Annotated in this window: 14 protein-coding genes; 12 read left to right on the plus strand and 2 right to left on the minus strand. The window is 35.6% G+C overall.

The window, feature by feature from the left end:
- The first annotated feature begins 122 nt into the window (after window positions 1-122).
- The 8 genes from ACR1PN_RS08320 to ACR1PN_RS08355 all read left to right on the plus strand — a co-directional run bounded on the left by ACR1PN_RS08320 (window position 123) and on the right by ACR1PN_RS08355 (window position 8,690).
- Window positions 123-599, plus strand: a complete 477-nt coding sequence (locus tag ACR1PN_RS08320; protein WP_433979654.1) for a DUF1572 domain-containing protein — start codon at window positions 123-125, stop codon at window positions 597-599.
- Between the two features lie 312 nt (window positions 600-911).
- Complete coding sequence (locus ACR1PN_RS08325; protein WP_433979655.1) at window positions 912-2,753, plus strand: M1 family metallopeptidase; 1,842 nt, start codon at window positions 912-914, stop codon at window positions 2,751-2,753.
- Between the two features lie 371 nt (window positions 2,754-3,124).
- Entirely contained in the window at window positions 3,125-3,604 is a 480-nt protein-coding gene (locus ACR1PN_RS08330; protein WP_433979656.1) for a hypothetical protein, read from the plus strand.
- Window positions 3,605-3,721: 117 nt separating this feature from the next.
- Entirely contained in the window at window positions 3,722-5,185 is a 1,464-nt protein-coding gene (locus tag ACR1PN_RS08335; RefSeq protein WP_433979657.1) for a DUF5687 family protein, read from the plus strand.
- Window positions 5,186-5,381: 196 nt separating this feature from the next.
- Entirely contained in the window at window positions 5,382-6,125 is a 744-nt protein-coding gene (locus ACR1PN_RS08340) for an ABC transporter ATP-binding protein (protein ID WP_433979658.1), read from the plus strand.
- A 335-nt stretch (window positions 6,126-6,460) separates the two neighbouring features.
- Window positions 6,461-7,021 (plus strand): RNA polymerase sigma factor, encoded by a 561-nt coding sequence (locus ACR1PN_RS08345; RefSeq protein ID WP_433979659.1) that lies wholly within the window; start codon window positions 6,461-6,463, stop codon window positions 7,019-7,021.
- Window positions 7,008-7,622 (plus strand): hypothetical protein, encoded by a 615-nt coding sequence (locus ACR1PN_RS08350; RefSeq protein WP_433979660.1) that lies wholly within the window; start codon window positions 7,008-7,010, stop codon window positions 7,620-7,622. The genes ACR1PN_RS08345 and ACR1PN_RS08350 overlap by 14 nt, the downstream gene beginning before the upstream one ends.
- A 30-nt stretch (window positions 7,623-7,652) precedes the next feature.
- Complete coding sequence (locus ACR1PN_RS08355; RefSeq protein ID WP_433979661.1) at window positions 7,653-8,690, plus strand: porin family protein; 1,038 nt, start codon at window positions 7,653-7,655, stop codon at window positions 8,688-8,690.
- A gap of 160 nt (window positions 8,691-8,850) precedes the next feature.
- Here the strand turns inward: ACR1PN_RS08355 and fumC are convergent, their stop codons facing one another.
- The gene (gene fumC, locus ACR1PN_RS08360) at window positions 8,851-10,245 is read right to left on the minus strand and encodes a class II fumarate hydratase (RefSeq protein ID WP_433979662.1); all 1,395 of its coding nucleotides are present in this window, start codon (window positions 10,243-10,245) and stop codon (window positions 8,851-8,853) included.
- A 202-nt stretch (window positions 10,246-10,447) separates the two neighbouring features.
- Here fumC and ACR1PN_RS08365 point away from each other — a divergent pair, with 202 nt between their 5' ends.
- Together ACR1PN_RS08365 and ACR1PN_RS08370 are read left to right on the plus strand one after the other, a co-directional pair.
- On the plus strand, window positions 10,448-12,055 hold the full coding sequence (locus ACR1PN_RS08365; protein ID WP_433979663.1) for a fumarate hydratase: 1,608 nt from the start codon (window positions 10,448-10,450) through the stop codon (window positions 12,053-12,055).
- Window positions 12,056-12,243: 188 nt separating this feature from the next.
- Entirely contained in the window at window positions 12,244-12,534 is a 291-nt protein-coding gene (locus tag ACR1PN_RS08370) for a hypothetical protein (protein WP_433979664.1), read from the plus strand.
- A 98-nt stretch (window positions 12,535-12,632) separates the two neighbouring features.
- Here the strand turns inward: ACR1PN_RS08370 and ACR1PN_RS08375 are convergent, their stop codons facing one another.
- Window positions 12,633-13,499: a helix-turn-helix domain-containing protein gene (locus ACR1PN_RS08375; protein ID WP_433979665.1), complete on the minus strand. Its 867-nt coding sequence runs from the start codon at window positions 13,497-13,499 to the stop codon at window positions 12,633-12,635.
- A gap of 145 nt (window positions 13,500-13,644) precedes the next feature.
- Here ACR1PN_RS08375 and ACR1PN_RS08380 point away from each other — a divergent pair, with 145 nt between their 5' ends.
- The gene (locus ACR1PN_RS08380; protein ID WP_433979666.1) at window positions 13,645-15,708 is read left to right on the plus strand and encodes a T9SS type A sorting domain-containing protein; all 2,064 of its coding nucleotides are present in this window, start codon (window positions 13,645-13,647) and stop codon (window positions 15,706-15,708) included.
- A gap of 196 nt (window positions 15,709-15,904) precedes the next feature.
- The gene (gene prfA / locus ACR1PN_RS08385; protein ID WP_378176168.1) at window positions 15,905-16,990 is read left to right on the plus strand and encodes a peptide chain release factor 1; all 1,086 of its coding nucleotides are present in this window, start codon (window positions 15,905-15,907) and stop codon (window positions 16,988-16,990) included.
- Window positions 16,991-17,034 lie beyond the last annotated feature (44 nt).

A 17,034-nucleotide genomic window follows, 5' to 3' on the forward strand; every position in this document is an offset into this window, starting at 1 on the left:
ACCTTCATACGGTTTGGTATTTCCCGTATACTATTATTTAATAATAAGAAAAATAAAACATAATCATCTGCGAAAATCTGCGGGAAACCAAAATTAATTATCTTTAAAAAAATAAAAAACAAATGAGCACAACATCACAATTAGCCAAAAGATTCAGAGAAGTTTTACTGGATGGAAAATGGATTGCCAATACCAATTTTAAAGATCAGCTTTCGGATGTAACTTGGGAACAGGCAACAATGAAGATTGACTCTTTAAATACTATTGCAATGCTTACTTTTCATATTGATTATTATGTTGCAGGTTTAATCAATGTTTTTGAAGGAGGAGATTTGGAAATCAGAGATCAATACAGTTTTGATCTTCCGCCGATTGAAAATGAAGAACAGTGGGAAACACTTAAAAATAAATTATGGAGGGATGCCGAAAAGTTTGCCTTATTATTAGAACAAATTCCCGATGCTAAAATGAATGAAGTTTTTGTTGATGAAAAATATGATACCTATTTAAGAAATATTGACGGAATGATTGAGCATTGTTATTATCATTTGGGACAGATTACTTTGATTAAAAAAATGATTTTGTCTAAACACGAATAACACAAAGTAATAGTATTTCATTTGTGTCTTTCATTTGTGAAATTCGTGTTTAAATATTTATGCAGGTCTATGCGCAATCATCTGCGAAAATCTGTGAAATCTGCGGGAATTTTATTTAACCATAATATAAAATCCGCATCTAAATCTCAACGAAAAACCTCATCAAAACTCCATCTTTGAGGCTTTTTCAAAAATTACCTACCTTTAGACAAATAAAATTTATCAATGAAATCGCCATGATTTGCTAAAGCAAACACTTATGAATATACCGCGATTCCATATGACCTTTAAAAAAACAATAAACAACGACATATGAAAAAATCGTTAATCATCCTTTTTGCGTTTGTCATTTCGCAGTTTCAGGCTCAGCAAAAAGCCTATTATCAGCAGGCTGCACAATATAAAATGGATATCAACGTCAATGCAGAAGAATTTACTTATCAGGGAACTCAGACCTTAAAATACCAAAACAATTCGCCCGACGAACTCAATGTGGTGTATTTCCATTTATACTGGAATGCTTTTAAACCAAACTCCATGATGGATCAGAGAGTGGCAAGTCAGGGAAAAAACGGAGATTCCAGATTACAGAAAGACGGGATTTCAAGACTGGCTTCCATTCCTAACAATGAGGAAGGTGTTCAAAATATTCACTGGATTAAACAAAATGGCAAAAACCTGAAATTCGAAATTCAGGAAACTGTGATGAAAGTGTACTTGGATAAACCGATTAAAGCTCGTTCAAAAACAACTTTCACAATGGAGTGGGATGCAGTGATTCCTCAGCAAATAAGACGTAGCGGAAGAAATAATAAAGAGGGTGTCGATATGACGATGACGCAATGGTATCCTAAAATTGCAGAATACGATTATGACGGATGGGCAACTTTCGATTATGTGGGAAGAGAATTTCATGCGCCGTTTGCTGATTTTGATGTGACGATTAAAATCAACAAAGATTATGTTGTAGGAGCAGGAGGAACACTTTTAAATCCTACGGAAGTAAAAGGTTATGATGCTTCAGCACAGATTAAAACCGACCAAAATAAAACTACCTGGAAATGGAAAGCTAAAAATATGCTCGACTTTGCATGGGCTGCAGACCGGGATTATTCGGTAGAAAGTTTTGATGTTCCGCAAGGGCCAAAAGTATATTTTGTGTATCAGAAAAACGATAAGACTAAATATTGGGGTGAAGCAAAACCTTATGTAACCAGATATTTCCAGATTATGAATTCTAAATTTGGGAAATACGCTTATCCTTCTTATGCATTTATTCAGGGTGGTGACGGAGGAATGGAATACGGAATGTGTACCATGATTTTAGGTGAAGCAAAAAGTCTGGAAGATTTAATGGGATTAATGATTCACGAAGGATCTCACTCCTGGTATCAGCAAATGTTGGCAACCAACGAACCGACAAGACCATGGATGGATGAAGGTTTTACAAGTTATGCTGAAAGTTACGTGATGCATCAGCTGTTTCCGCCGAAAGATAACAGACCGAATGCTTTCGTTGAAAAACTTGATGCATACAGAAAGTTTATCAAAAAAGGAATTGAAGAACCTGCAGTTTGGTTGGGTGATCATCATGACAACGGAACGGCATATTCCTACGCAAGTTATGTGAAAGGAGAATTATACTTGGTGCAGTTGGGGTACATTGTCGGAGAGGAAAATTTATCCAAAATCATGACTGAGTATTTCAAAGAATGGAGCATGAAACATCCAACAGACCGAGATTTCCTACATATTGCACAGAAGATTTCGGGAATGGATTTGAAGTGGTTTCATCATTATTGGATTAATACTACAAAAACCATCGATTACGGAATTAAAGATGTACAGTACGGCGATAAATCAACTACAGTTACTTTGATTAATAATGGACAGGTTCCGATGCCGATTGATTTCTCTGTAATTACTGCGGATAAAAAAATCGTGAATTACCAAATTCCGTTAAATATGACGCATACCTGGAAAACCAAAGATGCTTTCGGAGAATTCACTACTTTAAAGTATTGGCCGTGGACTCAAAAAGAATATACGTTTACCATTCCTTACAACAAATCTCAATTGAGCGCTTTGGGGATAGATCCTAGTGATCGATTAGCTGATGTAAACCCTGAAGATAATTTTGTGGAAGTGAAGTAATGACTTTTAAATAAATCGAATCCCCGAAGAGTTTTTTCTTCGGGGATTTTTGTTTTAATGATAATTTTTAATGCTAAAAATTATTGATTTTGTATGTTATTGAATTATTTTAATGTTAAATAATCATTGTTTTGTTTCAAACAAATTGCGGGGAACAAAACTGCTTTTACTTTAGTCTCCCACAATTTGTTTGAAACCTCCGGCGATTCTGTTTTATTACCAACAGTTTGTTTAAAACAAAAGTAAAAGTCATTTGGTTACAAACATTTAGTTGTTGACTTTTGCGAAAGTTGTGCAGGGTGAAACAAATGTTGTACGTTTTTAAGTTTCTTGCATATTAGTATATTTGAAAACTCTATTTAAAAACAATAATGCAAATATTTCCTTCAGGTATTTACCAATTCACGCTTAATAACAGCAAAGAAGAAACTTTAGAAAGATTAAAAAGAAGAACTGAGATTTCAGAAAGACTTATAGCGAAAAATACAGATAAAACGTTTGTAGGACAAATTAATCAAAATAGATTTCAACTTCTTCCTTCGAGTTTTACAGCTGGGTCGTTTTGTGAATTAACGGGTATCATAAATAATTCTAATGGAGAGGTATTAATAGAAATCAACCGAAGATTTAGATTTCTGTTGAACATTTTTTATTTCCTTCCGATTTTGGGTTTGATTGTTGAGCTAATTTCAAATCCCAAAGGCTTTTCTTTTGTGCTGTTATTAGTTTTACCTTTCCATATCTTAGTGATAAGATTTTTGTTCATCGGTATCTTTTTTAAAAGAGCATCCAAACAAACTTTAGCAAGACTTTCAGATGTTTTGGATACAGCTTCTATGAATAAAAAGTAGAAATATATTTTAAATAATCTCTCGGAAAATATAAAGTCTCCATTATTCCCATATTCAGTGACAAATTCTGTAACATTTAAACCATTATCTTTACTAATGATTAAAAAGTAATAAACTATGTTTAAAAGATTTTTGAAGCTGGAGTGGAAAAGTTTTTTTAGAGGATCTTCGGTCGGGATTAATCTGGCGATGAAGATTTTCAGAATTATCGGGATTGGTTTCTTTATTTTGTGGCTCGCCATGATGTCTTTCATTGCGTACTACTATGTACAGGAAGAAATGAAGGAAGATCCTTTGATAATGATCTCTCGGTTTATGATCATCGGCTGGCTGATCGACCTGATTTTCAAATATATGCTTCAGCAGATTCCGACACAGAATATCAAGCCTTTTCTTACTTTAAATATTCCTAAAAAAGTCGTTGTTAATTATACCTTAATCAAAACCTTTCTTACTCCGCTTAGCTGGCTTAATTCTATATTTGTTATCACATTTTGCGGAATTTTAGCTTTTAATGGTTATGGCTTTCTCGGAATTTTCACATGGTTTATAGGAGTTTCTTGTCTTTTTTATCTGAATAATTTTCTTAATCTTTTATTCAACGATAAAGAAAATGTAGCGATTGGTGTAGGGATTTTAATTGCTGTTTTTGCTGCTTTAAATTATTATGAAATCGTTCCTGTTTTATCGTACTCTGAAAAGTTTTTCCATAGTCTGTATGAGCTGCCGTATTTTGCAGTAGTTCCTTTAATACTTTTCTCGGGGCTTTGGAAAGTTACCTTCAATTATATCCGAAAAAGCTTTTATCTGGATGAAGGTCTTGAAGCCAAAAAAGAAATCGGAAAAACCGAAAATATCGCTTTCCTTAATAAATACGGAGCTATCGGAACGTTCATCAACAACGATATCAAAATGTTGAAACGTAATAAAGTAACAAAAGGTGTTTTGATTGGAAGTTTTATGTTTCTGTTTTACGGTTTGCTGATGTTTACCAATGATATTTACAGCGGCCCGGCTTGGATGATGTTTATGGGGCTTTTTGTAACCGGAGGTTTTCAATTCACTTTTGGGCAGAGAGTTCCGGCTTTCGACAGCGCTTATTATCCGTTGATGATGACCCAAAATGTTCCCTACAAAGAATATCTTAAAGCAAAATGGTGGCTGATGAATATTGTTACAGCGGTTTCTATTGTTTTAGCTTTATTTTATGTCTATTTCGGATGGAATATCTACTTTGCTTTTTTTGCTGCAGGATTATACAATATTGGTGTAAATTCCCAGTTGACGCTCTTGTCCGGAGCTTACAATAAGAATTTTATTGATCTCAATTCAAAAGAAAAAAGGATTGGACAAAAAAACACGATTACCCTTAAAGCATTTATTTTGATGGTTCCTAAAATGCTTTTACCTATGGCAGTTTATTACGCAATGAATTATTTTTTCGGAATTTCTGCTGCCGTTATTTCTATCGGAATCTTAGGACTTATCGGGTTTATCTTTCGTGAAAAAATCTTCGATATTATTATTAAAAAATATAAAACCGAGAAATACAGCACGATTGAAGCTTTCAAAAATAATTAGAAATTAAAGAACCAAGATAAAAGTAAAAAGAACCAAGTCTGTTAAAGAAAACTTAGGCGACCCGAAAGGGTCAAACAACAATAGCCGTGGGTGAAATCGATTAAAGAGATTCGGCGAAGCCAAACCCATGGAAACTGAAACGTAAATTTATTATTTAACATCCATCACCCAACATCAAACACCCAACAATAAGAACATGATAACAATACAAAATTTAAAGAAAACATACGGTACAGCAACCGTTCTTAATATAGAAAACCTAGAAATTACAAAAGGTGAAACGTTCGGCTTGGTCGGAAACAACGGAGCCGGAAAAACAACACTTTTCAGTTTAATGCTTGATTTAATTCAGCCGACAACAGGTTTTGTAAGTGTCGATAATATTAAAGTCAACGAATCTGAAGCCTGGAAAAACAAAGTTTCCGCATTCATTGACGAAACTTTTCTGATTGGATATTTAACGCCTGAAGAATATTTCTATTTCATCGGCGAATTGAGAGGTCAGAATAAAGCTTCGGTCGATGAGTTTTTGAAGCAGTTTCATGATTTGTTTAATGGTGAAATCGTAAACGCAGGAAAATACGTTCGTGACCTTTCAAAAGGAAACCAAAAAAAGGTCGGAATTGTAGGTGCATTGATTGGTAAACCGGATATTATTATTCTGGATGAACCATTCGCAAATCTAGATCCTTCCACTCAAATCAAATTAAAAAATATGATCCGTGATTTTGCTAAAGAAAACGGAGTTACCTTTTTAATTTCCAGCCACGATCTTTCGCACACAACAGAAGTTTGCAACAGAATTGTGGTCGTAAACAAAGGTGTTGTTGTTCGTGATATTCAGACCAATCCGGAAACACTACGAGAACTTGAAAAGTATTTCGAAGATCAGGTAAATTCAGGAAAACAAGAAATTGTTTCTGAAGAAAAATCGATCTAATCATCATTAAGTTTTTTAACCGCAAAAGAAACAAAAGATGAGGTTGAAAACAAGTAAATCAAAAGTCTGCAAAATGTAGACTTTTTTCATTTGGTTTTGCTCTCTTTTGAACTCTCTCACAGCGAATCATTCTTTTGATTCTTTTGCGGTAGAAAATTATCTAATTAAATAATTTGATTTTTTTTGTATTCATTTTCAGCAGGTTACATTAATTTAAATAAAAAATAAAATTTTCTGTAACCATTTTAAACTTTCACTGTCTTTACTATAGAAATCGAAGATTATCTCCTTTTAGTCGATGAATGTTATTTCGACGAAGTCAAACAGAATAAACCATGAAGCTTTTGTTTAATAATAAAAAAGAAGATTTGCTGAGCCGCCTAAAGAGGCAAGATCCGGCTGCGCAGAAAATCTTTTATGATCAGAGTGTAAAAAAATTCCTGAGTGTGGCAAAAAGCTATGTCAGCGATTTGTATCAGGCAGAAGATTGTGTGATTAAAGCATTCTGTAAGATTTTTAAACATATCGAAAGCTTTCGTGGCGAAGGGAACTTCGAAGGTTGGGCGAGAAAGATTGTGGTAAACGAATGCCTCAATTTTATTAAAAGCCGAAAAACGGTTTTTTATCTCGACGATGTTCATGCTTCTGTTTTAGAAGATTTACAGGAAGAGCAGATTGATTTTGATTTTAATGCACAGGAACTTTTAGATCAGCTTCCAGATGCATATAGAATGGTTTTCAACCTGTATGTGATTGAAGATTATTCGCATCAGGAAATTGCAGATACGCTGAATATTTCTTTGGCAGTAAGCAAAACACAACTCTTCAGAGCAAAAGAAAAATTGAGAAAGATTTACTTTCAACAACAAAAAAAACTGAAAAATGAAAACGTTTAAAGATAATTTTGAATTCCAGATAAAAAAACAGATTGAGGAAAGAGAAGTAACTCCTTCAAGAGATTTGTGGGCAGAAATTCAGGCTCAGACTGAAAATTCAGGCTCAAAGAAATCTAGTGTAAACTGGGTTTTATTGGCTGCCTGTTTTGTTTTATTATTCGGATTAGGAACTGTTTTGTTTTTTAATAATGATTCTGAAACAACAGTTCAAATGGCTGAAACTGAAAAAAAACCTTCTTTCAAAGAAGAAAATACAACGATACAGCCAGAGAAAACAAATTCTCAGGAAGTCATTGTAAGACAGGAGCAGGAAAAATTTACGCAAACTAAAAACATTCTTTCTGAATCAAAAATAGAAAAAGAAGTTCCTCTTAAAAATGAACTTCCGTTGATTAAAGAAAATCCTTCTGAAATTGCTTCTCAGATTATCATTCAGAATCAGCCGACGAAAATCATGGCAAAATCAGATTCTGTAAAGGTTCAGAAGAAAAAAAGATATGTGGATCCTTCAACGCTGCTTTTTTCGGTAGAACATAAAGAAGTCATCGAAAAATCTAAGGATGGAAGCAATGTTGCGACCATCGACCTGAATACAAAATAACCCAATTTTAAATTAAAAAAAATAAATATCATGATTAAGAAATTTATCATCACAGGAATGTTGTGCCTTGTTGCGACCTCAATAAATGCACAAAGAAAAGCATTAAGCTTAAACCTTCAGCCAAAAGAAGATACTACGGTAAGCCCGATTGTGAAGGAGAAAGTTGAAGAATATGCTACGAAAATCAATACCATTATCCAGGAAGAAAAAGCACAGATGGAGGCTGAGCTTAAAAGTCTTCAGGCAAAGAACCTGGATAAAACTGAATTTGACAAGCAGAAAGCTCAAATTGCTGATACTTATTCCCAAAAAATCGATACGAGAATTGAAGCTTTGGGATTCGATTTAGACCAGGTGATTCAGAAGCAGGTAAGATATTCTCTGTTGAATACTGATGTCACCTCAAATGAAGAACTAAAAGAAAAGCTGCTTAAAAAGTTTCAGCCTAAAAAAAGCTTTGACGGATATATTTCTTACGGAGTTATGACGTTGACGAATGATAAACCGGATAATGATTTAGATAAAAACTTAGGCTATGCCAATAATCTTGAATTTGGTTTAAAGTTTAATTATCAGTTCAGCAGAACCAGTCCGTGGGGATTAATTTCAGGTTTGGGCTTCTCTTGGAGAACGGTTCGTACCGATAATAATATGGTTTTTGCGAAACAAGACGGAGAAGTTTTTCTGACGAAATATGAAGGGAGTCTGGATAAATCAAAATTAAGAACGGGTTATCTGATGATTCCGCTTGGTTTTCAGTACAATTTTTCTAAACTGAAAAGCGCAGGAATGGATGTGCAGTACAGACCTTATTCAGACGGATTCAAAGTGGGAGCCAATGTGTATGGCGGAATTAAAATGTCGACCAATAATATTGTGAAAGGCGATAGCCAGGGTTTCAGAGACCGTTCAAATTATCAGGTAAATCCTTTTGTTTACGGAGCGCAGGTTACGCTTTCTTATGACAATATCTCGCTATTTGTGAAAAAAGATTTCAGCAATTTCTTCAAAGATTCTTATTTCGAGAATGATAAAGCTTTGGTTTTCGGCGTTGCTTTGGGATGGTAAAATTAATGGGCATAAATAATTGATAAAAAAATATGATAAATCAACGTAAAAACTCATTTTGGTACAATAATTGAGTTATACAAATCAACATTCACATTAACAAACAAAACACTCCGCAGAATTTTCTACGGAGTGTTTTGTTTGTTAATGTCGTGGAATGTTATTTCAAACTTCCCACCATATCTTCAGGTTTTACCCACTCATCAAATTGCTCAGCAGTTAAAAGTCCGAGATTGATAGCTTCTTCTTTTAAAGTTGTTCCGTTTTTATGAGCGGTTTTTGCAATTTTTGCTGCATTTTCATAGCCGATATGCGTGTTCAAAGCGGTTACCAACATCAGTGATTTATCAACCAATTCTTTGATTCTCTCATGATTCGGCTCAATTCCCACCGCGCAATGATCATTAAATGAAATACATGCATCAGCAATTAACTGTGCAGATTGCAAGAAATTGTAAGCCATCACCGGTTTGAAAACATTCAGCTCATAATTTCCCTGAGTTCCCGCAAAAGAAATTGTGGTGTCATTCCCTAAAACCTGGGCGCAAACCATCGTCATCGCTTCATTTTGAGTAGGATTTACTTTTCCCGGCATAATAGAAGAGCCCGGCTCATTTTCAGGAATATGAATTTCCCCGATTCCCGAACGAGGGCCAGAAGCTAATAATCTTATATCCTGAGCAATTTTATATAAAGAAACCGCCAATTGCTTTAGAGCTCCGTGAGATTCTACAATGGCATCGTGCGCAGCCAATGCTTCGAATTTATTTTCAGCGGTTACAAAGGGAAGATTCGTGAATTTTGCAATATATTCTGCTACTTTTACGTCATAACCTTGAGGTGTATTTAAACCTGTCCCCACTGCTGTTCCTCCCAAAGCCAGCTCAGAAAGATGAGGTAATGTGTTTTTTAATGCTTTAATTCCGTAATTCAACTGGGCAACATATCCTGAAAATTCCTGACCTAAAGTTAAAGGTGTTGCATCCATCAAATGCGTTCTTCCGATTTTTACAATGTCTTTAAAAGCTTCTGCTTTTTCGTTCAACGTATTTTTTAGTTTCTCAACCGCAGGAATGGTTACCTCAACCACTTTTTTGTAAGCTGCGATGTGCATTGCCGTTGGATAAGTATCGTTTGACGACTGAGATTTATTCACATCGTCATTCGGATGAACTTCTGTTTTGTCTCCGAGATTTCCTCCGGCATTTACGTGCGAACGATTGGCAATGACTTCATTTACGTTCATGTTCGATTGAGTTCCCGAACCGGTTTGCCAGATCACCAAAGGAAACTGATCGTTTAATTTTCCTTCTAAGATTTCATCGCATACTTTACCGATCATATCTCTTTTTTCTTCAGAAAGAACTCCCAAATCGGTGTTGGTAAATGCGGCTGCTTTTTTTAAATAAGCAAATGCCTCAATAATCTCCTGTGGCATAGAACCTTCTGGGCCGATTTTGAAATTGTTTCTTGAACGTTCTGTCTGTGCACCCCAAAATTTATCAGCAGGAACCTGCACTTCACCCATGGTGTCTTTTTCTATTCTGTAATTCATTGTAAAATTGTTTTGTTAAGGTTTAGGCTGAGGTTTGGGATAAGATTAGTCTCAACCTCAACCTCATTCTCAATTGATAAAGTTAAACAATGCTTTAAACTCATGCAATTTATAATCATTATAAATATTAATCTAAATCACTGATTTTGCTCATGTTTTTTTCTGTAAGCCGTATTTTTGCACCGTAAAAATTGAAAGTAGAATGGATTTTAAATATCAGGATCCGTATCCGATTCTTAAGGATGATACGGTGTATAAGAAGCTTACTTCAGAGTATGTAAAAGTTGAAAAACTAGGAGACAGAGAAATTTTGACTGTCGATCCGAAGGGGCTTGAGCTTCTCGCGGAGGAAGCAATGGCAGATGTTTCCTTTATGCTTCGTTCTTCGCATCTTGAAAGTTTGAGAAGAATTATCGACGATCCTGAAGCGACTGATAACGACAGATTCGTTGCGTATAATTTGTTGCAAAACGCAGCAGTGGCTGTAGAAGGCGCTTTGCCTTCTTGTCAGGATACAGGAACGGCAATTGTGATGGGTAAAAAAGGTGAAAATGTTTACACAGGCGTTGATGACGGTGAATATTTAAGCAAAGGAATTTTTAATACCTACCAAAAAAGAAACTTAAGATATTCTCAGGTGGTTCCTTTAACGATGTTTGATGAGAAAAATTCAGGATCCAATCTTCCCGCGCAGATTGATATTTATGCTAAAAAAGGAGATTATTATGAATTTCTATTTTTAACAAAAGGAGGTGGTTCTGCAAACAAAACATTCTTATACCAAAAAACAAAATCTTTACTAAACGAAAAGTCTCTTGAAGAATTTATTAAAGAGAAAATTTCGGATTTGGGAACGGCTGCTTGTCCGCCTTATCATTTGGCTTTGGTGATCGGAGGAACTTCTGCTGAAGCGAATTTGGCTGCTGTGAAAAAAGCATCTGCAAAATATTATGATAATCTTCCGACAGAAGGAAACGAAGCTGGACAGGCTTTCAGAGATCTGGAATGGGAAGCGAAAGTTCAGAAAATCTGCCAGGAAAGTGCGATTGGAGCTCAGTTTGGCGGGAAATATTTAACTCACGACGTTAGGGTAATCAGATTGCCTCGTCATGCGGCTTCTTGTCCGGTTGGTATGGGAGTTTCCTGTTCGGCAGATAGAAATATTAAAGGGAAAATTACGAAAGAAGGTATTTTCTTAGAGCAATTGGAACAGGATCCTAAGAGATTTTTGCCTGCAACACCACCACATTTGGAAGAAGCGGTTGAAATCAATCTAAATCAGCCGATGTCTGATATTTTAGCGGAACTTTCAAAATATCCTATCAAAACAAGATTAAAATTAAACGGAACTTTAATTGTTGCGAGAGATATCGCTCACGCAAAGATTAAAGAATTGTTGGATGCGGGACAGCCAATGCCGGAATATTTCAAAAACCACCCGATCTATTACGCAGGTCCTGCGAAAACTCCGGAAGGAATGGCTTCAGGAAGTTTTGGGCCTACTACGGCAGGAAGAATGGACGTTTATGTTGATGAATTCCAAAGCCACGGCGGAAGTATGGTGATGTTGGCAAAAGGGAACAGGACGAAAGACGTTACCAATGCCTGCAAAAAATATGGAGGTTTCTACATCGGATCAATCGGAGGTCCGGCTGCAATTTTGGCAAAGGACAACATTTTGTCTGTTGAGGTGGTTGATTTCCCTGAATTAGGAATGGAAGCGGTAAGAAAAATCGAAGTGAAGGATTTCCCGGCGTTTATCATTACCGATGATAAAGGAAATGACTTCTTTGCTGATCTAGCGCATTAAGAATTGATGGTTTTTAGCATGAAATTCTTAGAATTATAACCTTATAATTGTAAGCATAATTTCTAAAATCTAACTTCTAACATCTATTTAATTAGTTTAAATTTAAAATAAATAGCAAAAATCAGCTTCTATCTTTTGTCTGAAAAAGAAAAATGTTTTATTTTTGCCCTAATCTTTAAGAAAAAAAAATGATTTTATCAGCATTTTGGCCGTTTTACCAGTTCCTTTGGACAATCTATTTCGTTACAATGTTCCTTGTAGGTTTCTGGTGTATCTTTATGTTTTTCGGATTGGTAATTCCAATGTGGTTGACAGAAGGTTTAAAAGAGTACTTTGGTAAAGTTAAACCTTTCGATCCTGAGCAAATCAGAAGCAAGCTTTTGACAGAGCAGGAAGGTGTTGAGGTTATTTACAGTGCGCCAAAAGGACATGGGCCTTTCTTGCACGATGGTCATGGACACGATCACGGACATCATTAATTGATTGTCATTGCTTTCTCACATGAATTCCGGGAAAGTAATATCAAAGCAAAACAACATATATTAAGCCACTAAAAGCAATTTTAGTGGCTTTTCTTTTATCCTAATCTCAGTTTTTCCGGCGAAACCCCAAACTTTTTCTTAAAGGCTCTCGTGAAATTCTGTACATATTCGTAGCCGCATTCTATGGCAATTTCTTTTATCATTACTTTATTATTGATAATCATTTTTTTTGCTTTCAACATTCTGAGCTCCAAGATATAATCAACAATTGTTGTGTGATAATGTTCTTTAAATTCTCTTCTGAGTTTATTTTGATTGATTCCTATAATTCTGGATATTTCTTCAATCTTTAAATTCCGGTGATAATTTTCATCCAAAAACTTCTTGATGGTTTCAGGGGTTTTAGACAAATCTTCGGCAATGTTTTTTTCATTAAACTGCTCAAAAATCAGGATGAGAAGTTTGATGATTTTAGCTTCGATAAAAAGTTTTTGCATAACGCCTTTCTTAGAATAACCTTTAATTTCCTTTAAAATCATATGCATTTCTACGGTCATCGATGGCGGAGTTTCTTTATGAAGAAAAATGAAATTATTGTTTTTCATGTTTTCAAGAATTTCTGCGCTTTCCGGATTTGATTGAGGCTCTATTAAATCAAATATATATTGATAATGTACCTGAATCTGAAAATATTCTAAAACTTCCTGATTTTCTGCCCACAATTCTGCGCGGTTTTCTGATGACGAGTAGTGAAGAATGTATTGATTTTTTTTAAACATAAAGTTTGTACCACAATCCGAAGCCTGTAAATTGATATTTGGGCTAAGAAGAAACAAAAGATTAAAACTTGATTCTCCTTCAATAAAATTTGATTTCAGAGTTTTTTCCGCTATGGTGTCTTCATAGTAGATTACTTTAATATCTTCAGATTCAAAGAGTAAGCTTCTTTTTGGTTTGGTCATCTTTTTACTCGATTTTGTTCATAATATTCCAGTAAAAAAGTCAACATCCGATAAATGAAAGTTTGAAAATGATAAGTGAGGAATTATCGGGCAGACTAATTTTACGCAAAATTAAATTAAATTTAGAATAAATAAAAATAATTATATGTTTATTAATCTACAATCTAAAGTAAAAAATATAGGAGTAGGGATTGGCGTTCTTACGATTACAATGACTTCGCTTCATGCGCAGCAATGGGTTGATGTAGGCACTGCAGGAAATATTTCTGCGGGAACGAGCAGCTATAATAATCTGGCCATCGATACCCAAGGAAATTATTATGTTTCTTATTATGATGTTTCGGTTCAAAAAGGTTCTGTACATAAATTTAACGGAAATTCTTGGTCTTATGTTGGCGGAAATGCCGGAATTACCACAGGAACAGCAACATTTAATTCATTATCAACAGATTATGCAGGAAATGTTTTCTACACTAATCAGGACGGTTATCCCAATTCCGGAATGGAAGTAAGAAAGTTTGATGGAAATGGATGGGTTTCATATACAAAACCATTTACTACAACCATAAATTATCAGGCTTCGGCAGTTTCACCAAATAATACGCTTTATGTGTATTCAAACGCAGAATCGGGTTCTGTAAAACGATATGTAAACAATGCATGGGAACAGGTTGGAGCAACAGGTTTTGGTACGCCTACTTTTTCGGAAATGATCGTTGGAGCCAATGGTAAAGTTTATGTTTGCGGAATTTCTTCAGGGGTAAAAGTATTTGAAAACTCTGCAACGGCAAACTCATCAGATCAATGGTCATTGGTTGGGGGAACAACAGTAGGGAGTACTTTTATTGAAGGTGTAAATTCTACCGTGGACTTTGCTTTAGGAGCTGATCATACAATTTATGTTGTTTATTCTTCTTCTGCATCCAACAACAGAAGATTGAACGTGAAAAAATTCGATGGTACAAACTGGGTACAGGTTGGTAATGCAGATTTCGGAATTTCTAATGATTTATATAATGTTTCCATCGCAGTAACGCCTTCCGGAAAATTGTATGCTGTAGCGAGTGGATGGCTTATAAACGGCGGAAAAAATACGGTTTATCAATATAACTCAAACAACAATACCTGGGAAACTTTCGGAGGAGACTTTGTTTCTGACGGAACAGCTACTTACAATGATTTGCAATATGATGCAGTAAATAATACTCTGGTTCTTACGTATTCTCAAAACGGAGTGAGGGTGAAAAAGATTCAGCTAACCAATACAAATCCTGTGTGCAATAATGCTGATCCTGGAACCAATCCGGGAGATACGGGCTGCGTAACTTTTACTTATAAAGGGCAACAGGTAACTTACACAACGGTAAGAGGTGCAGATGGTAAAGTTTGGCTTCAACAAAATCTTGGCAGCTCACAAGTCGCAACTTCTATTACAGATGCCAATTCTTATGGAGATCTCTTCCAGTGGGGAAGATGGGATGATGGCCATCAATACAGAAACTCTGCAACCTCTAATGAGCCTTCACCAAACACTCCGGTTGGCTTGAATAATTCGGCTTCTTTTGTTTTAGGATCATGGTGGGGAGGAAATGATCTCAATGATCAATGGACGGCAAACTCTAATTCTATTACCTCAACCAACGGAGCTGATCCTTGTAAAGCGGTAGGGCAGGATTGGAAGATGCCTTCTCAGGCAGACTGGACAGCCACGAAAAATGCTGAAGGAATAAACAACCCTGCAACTGCTTATGCAAGTAAACTTAAACTTCCAGCCGGAGGTAACCGATCTTTCACAGACGGTAGTTTTGAATTTGTAGGACAGAGGGGTTATTTCTGGAGTTCAACCACTACAGGGTTGGGAGCTAAATATTTATATATAGGCACTACTATTGGAAATCCATCAGCGGGAGCACCGAGAGGGCAGGGTTCTTCTGTGAGATGTATGAAAGAAACAACTGCAGGTTTAGGAACTTCCGATCTCAAAAAAATCTCATTAGGTATTTATCCAAATCCAACCAACGGAATTTTAAATATAAAAACGGATTCTACAGTAGAAAAAGTAAATGTTACCAATATGGTTGGTCAGAGAATGAATGTACAGTTTTCTGAAAATCAAATCAATATGCAATCTCTTCAAAAAGGAATTTACATTGTTGAATTGCAACTGAAAGACGGACAAAAAATCTCTAAGAAAGTGATTAAAAACTAATGCAGCAGTATTAAACTGATAACCATTTCGTAAATAATTGATTCATATTACTAATTTTTTACACTCAAAAGCTCATGTATTTCGCATGAGCTTTTGTTTTTAGTTTAATACAAATAAAATCAGGGACATAAAGTAATGAAAATGAGCTTTTGTTCTTCGTTGCCAATTCCGTATCTTTGCCAACTAAATTTTTAATATGTCTAAGTCATTAATTCCAAAATTAGAAGCGATAAAACAGAGATATAATGAGGTTGCTGATCTTATTATTCAGCCTGATGTCATTTCAGACCAGAAAAGATATTCTTCTTTAAACAAAGAATATAGTGATTTGGGAAAAATTGTAAGAGTTTACGATCTATATAAAGGTGCTTTGGATACCATCGAAGAATCCGACGAAATCATTGCAGACGGTTCTGATAAAGATTTTGTTGAATTGGCAAAAATCGAAAAAAATGAAGCTTTAGAAAAAATTCCCGGCCTGGAAGATGAGCTTAAAGTACTTCTGATTCCTAAAGATCCTGCCGATGATAAAAACGTTATTGTAGAACTTCGTGCCGGAACAGGTGGTGACGAAGCGGCGATTTTCGTGGAAGATGTTTACAGAATGTACACCATGTATTTCAAAACGAAAGGTTGGAGACATGAAGTAACCGATTCAAACGAAGCGGCAAAAGGCTACAAAGAACTCATCATGAAAGTGGAAGGAGAAGGTGTTTACGGAATTATGAAGTTCGAATCGGGAGTTCACCGTGTACAGCGTGTTCCCGAAACAGAATCTCAGGGCAGAGTTCATACCTCAGCGATTACAATTGCCGTTCTTCCGGAAGCTGAAGAAGTGGATTTTGAATTAAATCCTGCCGATATCGAAATGCAGACATCGCGTTCAGGTGGAGCAGGAGGTCAGAACGTAAACAAGGTTGAAACCAAAGTACAGTTGACGCACAAACCTACAGGAATGGTGGTTGTTTGTCAGCAGGCTCGTTCTCAGCTGGCAAACCGTGAATTGGCGATGGAAATGTTGAGAACAAAACTTTACGACATCGAATTGCAAAAAGTTCAGGGAGATATTGCTGCGCAACGTAAATCGATGGTTTCTACAGGGGATCGTTCCGCGAAGATTAAAACCTACAATTATCCGCAAGGAAGAGTTACTGATCACAGAATCAACAAGTCGATGTACAATCTTGATGCCTACATGAACGGTGATATTTCAGAGATGATTGATGCCGTAATTATGGCTGAAAACGCTGAAAAAATGAAAGGAGAAGAGGATAATTATTAATTTTCTTCCTATTGAATACAAAAGCTTCTGATAATTCGGAAGCT

This window comes from Chryseobacterium sp. RLHN22 (assembly GCF_051011795.1).
GTDB classification, from domain to species: Bacteria; Bacteroidota; Bacteroidia; order Flavobacteriales; family Weeksellaceae; genus Chryseobacterium; species Chryseobacterium zhengzhouense.